The 13,083-nt window shown below is 33.0% G+C and carries 5 protein-coding genes and 1 CRISPR repeat array; all 5 genes read right to left on the bottom strand.

Annotation, left to right across the window (positions count from 1 at the left end; all coding sequences use genetic code 11):
- Positions 1-50 precede the first annotated feature (50 nt).
- The 5 genes from BR44_RS08590 to pglZ all read right to left on the bottom strand — a co-directional run bounded on the left by BR44_RS08590 (position 51) and on the right by pglZ (position 12,859).
- Positions 51-974 carry a tetratricopeptide repeat protein gene (locus BR44_RS08590; RefSeq protein ID WP_034551892.1) on the bottom strand — a complete coding sequence of 308 codons (924 nt, stop codon included), beginning with the start codon at positions 972-974 and terminating at the stop codon, positions 51-53.
- Positions 975-1,229: 255 nt separating this feature from the next.
- Positions 1,230-5,509: direct repeats of the CRISPR family, unit length 36 nt; unit sequence GCTATACGTTCCTTACAAAATCGGCTAAAATTAAAT.
- 53 nt (positions 5,510-5,562) lie between these two features.
- The gene (gene cas2 / locus BR44_RS08585; protein ID WP_034551891.1) at positions 5,563-5,871 is read right to left on the bottom strand and encodes a CRISPR-associated endonuclease Cas2; all 309 of its coding nucleotides are present in this window, start codon (positions 5,869-5,871) and stop codon (positions 5,563-5,565) included.
- Between the two features lie 4 nt (positions 5,872-5,875).
- Positions 5,876-6,778, bottom strand: coding sequence for a type II CRISPR-associated endonuclease Cas1 (gene cas1 / locus BR44_RS08580; protein WP_034551890.1), 903 nt, complete (start codon positions 6,776-6,778; stop codon positions 5,876-5,878).
- Between the two features lie 2 nt (positions 6,779-6,780).
- Positions 6,781-10,086 carry a type II CRISPR RNA-guided endonuclease Cas9 gene (gene cas9, locus BR44_RS08575; RefSeq protein ID WP_034551888.1) on the bottom strand — a complete coding sequence of 1,102 codons (3,306 nt, stop codon included), beginning with the start codon at positions 10,084-10,086 and terminating at the stop codon, positions 6,781-6,783.
- A gap of 229 nt (positions 10,087-10,315) precedes the next feature.
- Positions 10,316-12,859, bottom strand: coding sequence for a BREX-1 system phosphatase PglZ type A (gene pglZ / locus BR44_RS08570; RefSeq protein WP_084676125.1), 2,544 nt, complete (start codon positions 12,857-12,859; stop codon positions 10,316-10,318).
- Between the last annotated feature and the right edge of the window lie 224 nt (positions 12,860-13,083).

The raw sequence follows: 13,083 nt of genomic DNA, 5'->3' as shown, positions 1-13,083 counted from the left end.
GTCTTATTTAGCGAAAGTTGTATTTCTGAAACTACTATTAGCCTTACTCGTTATTTTTTAGGTAGGCTCTTTTTCAAATTCTTTTTAAACCAAGAATAATACAAATCTGTTGGAGCGGTCATAAACACATCGATATTCATAGCTATAGCAAGATAAATATCCTCTCCACTATCTGGCGAATAAGATTCAGACTCCAACATTGTTAATGCTTTTTCTACATCTAGTTCTTTCTTTTTAAAAATCTCAGAAGTATAAGGATGTTCTTTTTGTAGCAGATTGTAATAACGTTTTGCCGTCTTTTCATCCCCAATTTTCAAACTCAACAAAATTAATGGAATCAAAAATAAAGGAGAATTCTGATCATATTTGTACTTTTCACTCAGTTCTTGGGCTTCAACGGTCTTTTCCAATCGATAGTATACACTCATTAAATTGTATCGGACACCTTGATTATCTCCTTCGTTCAATTGAAGCAACTCTTTATACTGTTCTTCTGCTAAAGTGAGTCGACTAAATTGGAGTAAAGCATCCGCATAAGCCTGTTTAACCCGCATAAAAGGACGAGTTTTTGTAATCAACCAATAATGGCCCAGCGATTCAGCATTATCCAATTGTTCCTTTTGCATCAGCTCCCAACCAAAATCGACTAATTTTTTAAAGTCTTTTAAATAGGTATCTTTTTCTACATCTAACTGCAACTTATAATAACGAGCATCCAAGTTATCTGGATCTAATTTCAATACTTTTCTTATAATTGCTTTGTACTCTTTATCATTTTGGGCATAGGCTATCTCTTCAAGCTCACTATTGGCTCGATCTTTGTCTGACAATTCTTCAAATAAAGAAGGGTCTTTGATTTGTTGGTTGTATTGCTTTATAAAGGCCTGAATTGCCTCATCCTCATTTTCAAAATCATCGCCATGTTCTACTAGAAACTTTTCTAATTGTGGCACAATAATCTCTGTGTCTTTCATTTGTTTCATCCTCTCTTATTGGTTATCTTCTCCCTATTTCCTATTATATAACACAATAAAACATCTATCAGCTTTGTTGTTTAATCATACTTGCTTGCATGGTACAATTTTAACTAACTTGTCTGCCTTTCCTATCTTTTTGAGGGTATAAAATTATTCCTTCAGTATTCTTCATTTTGTTGAAAGAATAGAAGAATCATTCATCAAATAAATCATCTATAATAGAATTGACTCTTAGCATTCCTTGTTACTTCGGCTATATTTCCCTTAAAAAATCGGCTAAAATAAAATGCGAGTAAGATATGAGTTCATTGTTTAAGAGCTATACGTTCCTTACAAAATCGGTTAAAATAAAATGGCAAGCCCTACATACCCAATAATGAACTAGCTATACGTTCCTTACAAAATCGGCTAAAATAAAATTGATATAGACTTATGGGTTGATGACGAAGGGCTATACGTTCCTTACAAAATCGGCTAAAATTAAATACTACCTAGAACGCTCTCTAATCAGACAGGGCTATACGTTCCTTACAAAATCGGCTAAAATTAAATACCTAATCCCTCAATGGAATAACGCCTAGGGCTATACGTTCCTTACAAAATCGGCTATACGTTCCTTACAAAATCGGCTAAAATTAAATTCAATGACAATTAAATTATCACCTTTATATGCTATACGTTCCTTACAAAATCGGCTAAAATTAAATGTAACATTTATTTTCATCCTACCCTGTATTGCTATACGTTCCTTACAAAATCGGCTAAAATTAAATCTGCCATCGCGTTGATTTCTAACGCTTCCCGCTATACGTTCCTTACAAAATCGGCTAAAATTAAATTCCAACCTTCATATTGAAATCATTTGCAATGCTATACGTTCCTTACAAAATCGGCTAAAATTAAATTACAGGAACTGGAAAGTCAAGTCGTTTTGGGCTATACGTTCCTTACAAAATCGGCTAAAATTAAATTCTTCTTCTCCTGGATCAGGCCCATTAGAAGCTATACGTTCCTTACAAAATCGGCTAAAATTAAATGACCATGTAATTTGTGTATGCCAACATGTAGCTATACGTTCCTTACAAAATCGGCTAAAATTAAATATTGGACGGGTACAGGGACGGGAGGTGGTGGCTATACGTTCCTTACAAAATCGGCTAAAATTAAATGCTTTTGACAACACACTTTTATGGGCAAATGCTATACGTTCCTTACAAAATCGGCTAAAATTAAATGTTTTCTGTATTGTGACACGGATAGTATTCGCTATACGTTCCTTACAAAATCGGCTAAAATTAAATATCTTGCACGGCCTGACTTGTCTGTAAGCCGCTATACGTTCCTTACAAAATCGGCTAAAATTAAATCAAACCACATTCCACCGGCTTGAGGGTTCTGCTATACGTTCCTTACAAAATCGGCTAAAATTAAATTGTCGTACTTTCTACACTCTCACCTGTATTGCTATACGTTCCTTACAAAATCGGCTAAAATTAAATAGAGATCATCTTTTGTTTCATATCTGCAATGCTATACGTTCCTTACAAAATCGGCTAAAATTAAATTACGATATGTTTAACCAATCTGATAAGACTGCTATACGTTCCTTACAAAATCGGCTAAAATTAAATTCAACAATAGTTAACAGTCCTTGTTTTTCCGCTATACGTTCCTTACAAAATCGGCTAAAATTAAATGTTAAATCGTGCATCTTGGATAAATCAGCAGCTATACGTTCCTTACAAAATCGGCTAAAATTAAATAAACCCAAAGGAGTTTACTATATTAGTAGAGCTATACGTTCCTTACAAAATCGGCTAAAATTAAATGAACCTACATTGTTCAAGACTTTTTCTTCTGCTATACGTTCCTTACAAAATCGGCTAAAATTAAATTAGACTTAGAAAACATGGTTATACATGTAAGCTATACGTTCCTTACAAAATCGGCTAAAATTAAATTGGAAGCAGAATGAATAGCAGTGAGTCAGAGGCTATACGTTCCTTACAAAATCGGCTAAAATTAAATAATACATGAGAACACGCAAACCACAAATTGCTATACGTTCCTTACAAAATCGGCTAAAATTAAATAACCAACGCAAGCGAGAACGTTTACACCTAGCTATACGTTCCTTACAAAATCGGCTAAAATTAAATGTTGCATTTGGTTCAATGTCAATACAGGCAGCTATACGTTCCTTACAAAATCGGCTAAAATTAAATTTATTATAGGCGAGGCACTACAAACACAAAGCTATACGTTCCTTACAAAATCGGCTAAAATTAAATTTGCCTCAACTTCAAGAGTATTTACTCTTTGCTATACGTTCCTTACAAAATCGGCTAAAATTAAATCCCCAGCACTTGCTAAGGGACGTTCATACCGCTATACGTTCCTTACAAAATCGGCTAAAATTAAATGTGGGGGGGTATATAAAAACCGTAATTGGTGCTATACGTTCCTTACAAAATCGGCTAAAATTAAATGTGGGGGGGTATATAAAAACCGTAATTGGTGCTATACGTTCCTTACAAAATCGGCTAAAATTAAATGTGGGGGGGTATATAAAAACCGTAATTGGTGCTATACGTTCCTTACAAAATCGGCTAAAATTAAATGGAGGTAAAACATGACAAAATTTAATAACTGCTATACGTTCCTTACAAAATCGGCTAAAATTAAATTTGTTATAATAGGGTCGTTAGTTGCTTCCTGCTATACGTTCCTTACAAAATCGGCTAAAATTAAATTACTGGCACTTGTTGCTATATTTGCAACAGCTATACGTTCCTTACAAAATCGGCTAAAATTAAATTTAATGCCAACAGGTGTACTTTCAATTTCAGCTATACGTTCCTTACAAAATCGGCTAAAATTAAATTTACAAATACCTGGTATTAATACGCCTTTTGCTATACGTTCCTTACAAAATCGGCTAAAATTAAATTATCTAATACATTTCTGAAATAGGTAGGATGCTATACGTTCCTTACAAAATCGGCTAAAATTAAATCTTTATCTCTACTTGCAAACACTCGATTAAGCTATACGTTCCTTACAAAATCGGCTAAAATTAAATCAAGGTCATTTGTAGTCGTTCCATCTGTTGGCTATACGTTCCTTACAAAATCGGCTAAAATTAAATTGGATATACAGAATTACAAAACTGTAGTGTGCTATACGTTCCTTACAAAATCGGCTAAAATTAAATTTTTAAAAGGTGTACGGAGTCACCTGTCAGCTATACGTTCCTTACAAAATCGGCTAAAATTAAATTGGTAGAGGTATATTTTATTCTCCTAGAATGCTATACGTTCCTTACAAAATCGGCTAAAATTAAATCGAATATACCCCTGTATATACGCATTATCTGCTATACGTTCCTTACAAAATCGGCTAAAATTAAATACGGGTGAAAACTTACGCTATGCCGTTCATGCTATACGTTCCTTACAAAATCGGCTAAAATTAAATTCAGTTGTGCCATTTTCTCCACCCTTCCCAAGCTATACGTTCCTTACAAAATCGGCTAAAATTAAATCGGTTGTTTTTAACTCAACACTATCGGCAGCTATACGTTCCTTACAAAATCGGCTAAAATTAAATATTTCCCCTTCAGGTGAATAATAGATGCCGGCTATACGTTCCTTACAAAATCGGCTAAAATTAAATTATGTCTAACGTTAAAAATGTAGACCTAAAGCTATACGTTCCTTACAAAATCGGCTAAAATTAAATAGATAGATTGATACATGGCATCTTCTGTAGGCTATACGTTCCTTACAAAATCGGCTAAAATTAAATAGATAGATTGATACATGGCATCTTCTGTCGGCTATACGTTCCTTACAAAATCGGCTAAAATTAAATGATGCACCTACTGCTATATCCTCCATAGCTGCTATACGTTCCTTACAAAATCGGCTAAAATTAAATATTGGACCGGTACAGGGACTGGCGGTGGTGGCTATACGTTCCTTACAAAATCGGCTAAAATTAAATTGGAATGAACTTTAACTGTTACCTTGCCTTGCTATACGTTCCTTACAAAATCGGCTAAAATTAAATTGGAATGAACTTTAACTGTTACCTTGCCTTGCTATACGTTCCTTACAAAATCGGCTAAAATTAAATATGGAGAAATATGGTAACGATATCAGTGGGCTATACGTTCCTTACAAAATCGGCTAAAATTAAATGTTGACAAAGGAACTCGTTTTCAATCAGCAGCTATACGTTCCTTACAAAATCGGCTAAAATTAAATCTAAACAAACGGTTGAAGAGTTTAAATACTGCTATACGTTCCTTACAAAATCGGCTAAAATTAAATTCATTTCAATAAACTCATAGATTAGATTGTGCTATACGTTCCTTACAAAATCGGCTAAAATTAAATCCTTAAGGGAACAGTGTTTAGACCGTTGTTGCTATACGTTCCTTACAAAATCGGCTAAAATTAAATAAACCCAAAAGAGTTTACTATTTTAGTAGAGCTATACGTTCCTTACAAAATCGGCTAAAATTAAATAGGTACAACAAATAACCCACAAGCAGTATAGGCCTAAGGGTTATTCGTCGTGTCTAAAAAACGGTCAAATTATCGGATTTCACCTTCTCCTCATTGGGTAAAGGGTCCCCTACAAGTAATCTCATTTCACTAAATTGTTTTTCTGTCAAGGTTAACATGCGTACAGAACCTTTTTCTGGGACATGATTTTCTATTTGATAACTAAATTTCTTTGCCATATCATATCCGTTACAGATTCGATAATAAATTGAATATTGCAACATAACATAGCCTTCATTTAAAAGATATTTCCGAAATTTTGTCGCAGTTCTTCGTTCTCTTTTTGTTACTACTGGTAAATCAAACATAACTAATACTCTCATAAATCTACTCATACTCATGTTGTTTCAATATTATTAGTTTTGGTAATTTCAAAAACTTTGTAGAGTTTACTCGGCAACAGCTTGAGAACGAAGAAACTGTTTTCCGAATAGCGTTTGTCAATGAATGATATTCGTCGTCTATTTCTACTTCTGTAAAAAGTAACGACACTAACGATCTTCGATGTTTAGGTAAGAAATAACGCTCATCTTCTGAAATATTTTTAGATACCCATAAATCTACATAAGGACGATAAGGTTCAATAAGATCATCTGCAAGATTAAATGCATTTAGTTCATTGCTATGAAAAACTCCTAATGAAGGTTCATAACCATATGAACAGATATCTCTTGCTATTACACCTCTAATTATTGCATAGCCATAGTTCATAGCCGCATTTTGTACATTATCTACTCTTCGGCTAAACCCTTCACCATACAAATTAATAAAATAAAGCCTAGCTGCAGCAGACTCACAATAGGTACGATCACCCTCAATTACTTGTTTAGATAACTGTTCAAGTTCTGGTACTTTTAGTTTATCATTCATTTTTAAGCAAGTAGCTTGATTGGCAATCTTTTGTTTTATAATTTTTTGCCAAATCCTATCTTTAAATCGTTTCGTAGTACTCAACTGGTAATTTAAGGCTTGCAATTTTCTGGAATAATTCCCTAGCGGTGTAAGAACAGCACTAGGCATATGTCTTTGATCACAGATAAATACAGCTACTTGATTTTCAGCTAGAAAAGATAAAGCTGGAGCAGTTAGAATTGTTTGCAGATTATCAATGACTAAACTCTGAATATCTGAAACTGGTATTGTATAGTCCTTACTTTGACTGACAACCAATTGTTTATCTTTTATACTTAGCCTAGCAGGATTTTCTATATAAATATTTCGAAATGCCATAATTATCCCTTCTTTCGTTGGAATGCTTGCCTAACTTTTTCATTTACCTTATGGTAATTACCGAAATAATCTACTGCATATTTTTCTATTTTTTCTAGTCCTGCAATACCAATACCTTTACCTAAAAAGCTGTTGTCATGAGAAACAATATTTATTTGTGCATTAGCAATATCAGCCGCAGTAAAATACCCATAAAAATCACTTATTTTTGAAGGTCCTTTGTTTTCTCCATTATAAAAAGCCGTAAATCCTGTTTTATGCTTGATATGAAGCATATCTCGCGGATATAAAGAAAATTGAAATTCAGCTTCATCAACTTCCGGCCAATCTTTATATGGTTTATGTGCAACACAGGCTTTGTTAGGCAACTCATTTTTAATTGTATCGCTAACATAAATGGGAACAAACACATATTTTTTAGCCGTTTTAAATACATCAATTCGTACCATTGATCCATTATCTGCTACTTGTTCTCCATCATTTAATTGAACAGATAAAGTAGTTTTTTGAACTACTTGTACTTTTCTAACAGTATGTGAGTGTCCATTGAATTCATACGTAAATTCTTTTTCCGGAAAAGCTTTTGTTCCATCTCCATCATTCTTTTCAAGTTCACGTCGTATTGCTTCGTATACTATTTTCCATCCATTATCACTTGGCTGATAAAATTCCCATTTAGCTGTTTTTATTTCACCATTTTTGTCTAATTTCAACTTATCAACTGACATACGGCTAACTGTCTTGCCTTCGTCTAATAGCTTAGCGCTTCTAATTGTTTCTTGATGGGCAGGACCTGTTATCTTATGATTTGCTAATCTAACAACAAACATCGGTTTTAAATCCATTATTTCTTGTTCAGAATAGTTAGCTTTAACTGTTGGATAATTCTTTATCAACGATTTCGGATCTTCTGACATTCTAATTAAAAGCTCATCTCTAAATCCTGGCCAGGGTTCTGGAAATCTCTTAGAAAATAAACTTTCATACTGTTCTCTTTTAATTTTTGATAATTTCAGAAAATCTGGATCCTCTTTTTCATCATATGTTTGCCATAAATCAAGGTTTGCTCTAACCTCTTGTCTCCTACTATATAACGTTAACATACGGATTAATGTAGGTGTCATGCAAGCTACAACTGTTGCATCCATAGCATGGTGCTTATCTCCGTCATCTCTCACTTTATTTAGTCCCCATCTTGCACGCAACCTTGCTGTGACAACGCCATTACCTACGAATACTTTTTGTTTTTGTTCTAAACTTTCAGAAAAAATTATATTTTGTTCAAAATAACTCTTTAATAATTTCGAAATATACTGGGTATCTTTTAAATTTCGTTCTTTAAATCCATCTGTATCTTCTTTACTAAACGTTTGTTTTAATAATTTTTCACGTTTTTTTATATTCTTAATTTGGTTAGCTACTGCTTCTAAAGATTTTACACGGATTGGGTTATTTCCTAAATACTCCATTGGAATACGATTTCCTTTTTCTCTGTTACAAGCAGTACTCGTTAATACCTTATTAGTAAATTGATCGTCAAAAGACTTACTATAAGGAATAATATGATCTACATCGTACTTATATGAAAATACATCATCCAAAGGAATAGATAGCCCCGTGTATGGATCTAAGTTCTTTTGTTCAAACCAAAGTTTTAAACGGATAATACTCTCACCGTTTACAGCAAATCCCAGTTCTGAAATTTGAGAGGCAACTTTTTCATTGTAAGAGCGATTCTCATCCTGACGTTTTTTTATTTTATTTCTTTCTTCATTACTTTTACCTAATTCGCGAGCTAATTCAATGTTAATTGCATCCGGAGGTCCATATTTACTGATAATTTGTTTTACAACTTTAATTGTTTTACTTACAGCTCTTTTAACTACAGGGTTCGCTACATTTTCTTTAATATATTCTTCATTAATATGATTTTGCCTGAAATCATATCCTGCTTCACCACACGCTTTATCATAAGTATCTCCTAATTCTAAATAAGGGATAACTTTTTTCATTGCTTTTATTGAAAGATTTCCAAATTTTGAAAAGGTTATAGACAATAATGTTTCAACTAACTCATTTGATAAATCTAATCGATTCTTAAATTCACGCATTCGACTATTGTCACTTGAAAAAGCTGTTAAAATATACGCGAATTCATCTATAACAACTGGGGACATTTCACTGAATACTTCTTTACCTACTGTCTTTTTCAATTTATGATACGCTTTCAAAGAAACGAAGGTTGTCTTTTTTTCCGTTGCCTCGGCTTCAATCTTACTCCCATAATTAAGCAAATTAAATTTTGCATATTCATCTAAGTTTAATAATTTTTTCACATCTTTATAGGTAATTTTTTCTTTCTCAAAAGCTTTATCAATAAGTAGTTGTCTTTCTTCAACTATTAAATTTCTATATGATTCTCCAGCGTATTCTTGTATCCGAAGATTATTTACCGTTGACAATAGATCAAAATACTGAAAAGTATAGCTAGCTTTCGGCGCTCTTTTTTCTTCCTTTTCAAATGTACACCAACCGATCATTTTCTCAATTTGATCACCGGCGTAAGGACTATTCTCACCAGGACCCTCGTCAAAATCACGTTGTTGATTAAAAATCCCTTTATCAGATTGATTTCCAATAAAAGCTTCTTCAAACTTTTCTGTTAGTTTTTCGTTACCATATCCTCGTTGTTTAGAGATGATCTCTTTTATTTCTTCAACCAGTAAACTACGCTCAGGCGTTGTTAAATATTCATGTTCTTTATTTCTTTTGTGCTCATCAAATTTGCTATCTTTATAATAGTATTCTCCTAATGTACGGTAGCCAGTAGTATGTAAAGCTTTCTTCGTTTCACTAATAGCTGTCAGCACTGGTCCATTGTCACTATCCTTCAGTTCTGCTTTTCGATTGGATTTAAACCCACGATGCCCTGAGAAGAAATAAAAAACACGAAATAATTCTTCATTTGTTAATAATTTATCTAATGCTTCTGAACGTAGCTGATAAATACTTTTATCAGCTATATTTTCAAAGATAGTTCGAATACCTTTTTCTGTTAATAGTTCACTCTCTATAAATAATCTCTTGGTACGATACTTTCTAAAGTTTTTGCGTCTATTTCTTCTCCGTAGCCCTCTCTTTTCTCTTCTTGGAGCTGCCAGTGAACTACCATCTTTTGGATTTTCAGCTATTGGAAAAATAACTGAGTTTAAAAATTCAATTTTTTTTGGATTTCCATTCTCATCTGTTTTTAAAATGGAATAACCAATAGAAGCGATTCCAATATCTAAACCAATTCTATAACCCATCCTATCCCTCCTAAATATCACTTGTTTTATATTCTTATTATAATACAAAGAAACCGTTTTCGAATCTCTGAAAAAGATAACCCCATTCTCCGAAGAAAATGGGGTTAGTGCTTTACAGGAGAGTGCAGAGCACTCCCTTTACTATACGTTCCTTGCAAAGTCGGCTAAAACTTTACACCTAAAGTATATACTATGTTTTTTAACATTACAAGCACTTTTTATTTCATTTTTATAAATCAATTGTAAAGTAACGTCTATCCAATTCTTCATTAGTCTGAGCGTCTTCTAGTACGAAAAAATAACTTTCTTTTAGACTATATAGACGTTGAATAAAAGTAAATTTTCCAGTTGTAATTCGGTCTTCTGGAGATTCACTAATTGAATCCGCTAATAGAATGATTTCATTTGATAGTTTATTTTTATCTTTATCTTCAAAATAAGCTCTCACAGCTTGGCTTTTATTTTCTTTGGTTACTCGTTGTAGTTGTAAAAAAGTTAAATACGTTACTACATTCGTAATTCGATTTTGCTCACTAACAAGTTGTATCCCCACTCGTTTACGAGTATCACGTCCTCTTTCTGCTTTGATTTCTAATAGAGGGATTAAACATTCTTGAGGCATCGAACCTCCATGAACATAATTTGCACCTGCTCCTTGAACTGAAATCCGTAAAACACCTTTCGGAATATGGACAAATTGCTCCTCTTGATTAGCCAGTGGGAGTTTAAATGTATGAAATACACTTGAAGCTTCTTTTGTTGAATCAATATAAAAACGCCGATTGCTTTCAATAAATTGATTGGTAGGCATAGAGACTTTGTCCACACTTGCCAATGGTTTTTTTGTATACATAAATCCGTGATCAGCTGTAATATACAGATGTGACGCACTGAGATTATTTACTAGTTTATCTGATAGTCGTATCAATTCAGATTTTGCGGTCTCCACAGCTTGGAATACTTTATCCTCACTAGCAGCATGGTCACCAGTGGCATCAATAGTGTTATGATAAATATAGTAAACTAATCCACCACTGAATTGTTCTCTTAACTCTGTTTTAGTAGCATTTAGGATATCTTTAGCCCTGAAAGCTCTGCCTTTATTCATTCCTATATTTTTTCCCATAATTTTATTCCGATTATCTAGACCTTGACTGCTCATTCCGTCTACTATTATCTGATTTCTTACTATTTCAAGCTCTTGATGAGGCAACAAACTAGCCATTCCCAACCCTGTATAGCTAGGTAAAACACCTTGCATATTTTTTACATTTACTTGATAGTAGTGACTATTTTCTAGTTCTTCAGCTAACTCCACACCTATTTCATAGCGTAATGCGTCAGAAATAATAACGAATACACGAGTATCCTTATCTACGTATTCTTTTATATCATCTTGATAAAAGTTCGTTTGTTTTGCTATTCCCTCGATTTCAAAGGTCTCCATTTGATTAAGGTTTGCTGTCCATTTTTCTGCAAAAATCTGTAGAAAGCCATTTATATAGAAATTCTCAACTTTTTCTTGTAACTGGTAAAAATTATCTGAAGGATTTTCTAATTGAGTAAATGAAACGTTAAAATGACGGTAATACGTATCTATTTGATAGTAGTTCTCTTGATAAGCATGCCATAATTTTTCTGTTCCTGATTCTATACCGTTCTGATCAATTCCATTGATTTTGAGTAGCAACCGACTTGCAGCTAGTAATGCTTTATATTGACTGCTATAGTTCGAATACCAAAAACTATTTCGTCGATTTAAGATGAGTTGCTCTATCTGGTTGTGCCTAACAACAGGTATAAGAAGTGCATCAATAGTTGATTCAACTAAATAGTCTTCTATTTCAGAAAAAGTATCCGATTGAGACAAGAATTCACTTGATTTCTTTTTTAAGAACTTTTGGAATTTTAATTCGTTTGCAACCAGTATAGCTACTTTCTTGTATTCTATCTTCCCGTTAACTTGATTCATCCAACGGTTTAAAAAAACAACGCTGTTATTTTCAGGTGTTATTAGATAATTGTCCCAATTAGCAGGAATCTTTTCATTATAATCTATTGATAACTTAGATACAAAAATGCTGATAAGAAAATCTCTTAAACTTGGCTTCTCTTTGTGGTAATAAAATTTGTTCTCTGCAAATTCCCAAAACTCACTTGGTTTACCAAATTTCTCAATTTGTTCCCAAGATAAGCTAGAATCTTGGGCTAATTCTGCAAATAATTTCTCACAAACAACTGAAAAACTGAACTCTTTTGCTTTAACCAATACACACATAATTCCTAACGTTAATTTTTCGATAGACTTGTCGCTATCTCCTATCAATAAATCGCGAAATTCTTTTTGCCGTTTCTTATTTTGAAAAAAAGCTGCATGGGACTGGAAGAAATAATCACTTTCATTATCGTCTAGTCCTAATTCGTCCATGATTGCTGCCATCGCATCCAGTTTAAATTCTTCTGAATAAAAATAAATATCTAACAAGGGATTATTCTGTTTTTCAAGGGGCTTTGCTTCCCCAAAATACAATAAAAAAGAATCATTTGGAAATTCTTTTTCAATAAGGTACTTTGTATAAATCAAGTTATTCTCATTAACTTTAATCGTATGAACGTCTTCTAACTTGTACTCATCTACTTCAGATACATAACTTTGCGTTTCATCGTACCAAAAGATAATTCTTCTTATTTGCTCATCTCGTAAGGGTTGTTTAAAACGTTCTTTTAATTTTACTTCAGCTTCAAACACTACTTCACCATACTTTCTTATCACTAGTTGTTTATTATTATTCTATCTTATAACTTTCGTTCGCTAAAAATCATATTGGCTATTAGATAAGCTAGTCTATTTCTTTTTATTACTCGTTTAATAAATAATCCAAAGTAAACTATACCTATTTTAACAAGAAGATACACTATTTACTACTATGTTTAGCATTCATTTTAATTTAAAAGAAGCACATTCCACTTATAACATTAAAGTGAAGTGTGCTTCTT

The organism is Carnobacterium funditum DSM 5970, from assembly GCF_000744185.1.
Classification (GTDB): Bacteria; Bacillota; Bacilli; order Lactobacillales; family Carnobacteriaceae; genus Carnobacterium_A; species Carnobacterium_A funditum.
This window is presented reverse-complemented; position numbering and strand designations above follow the sequence as displayed.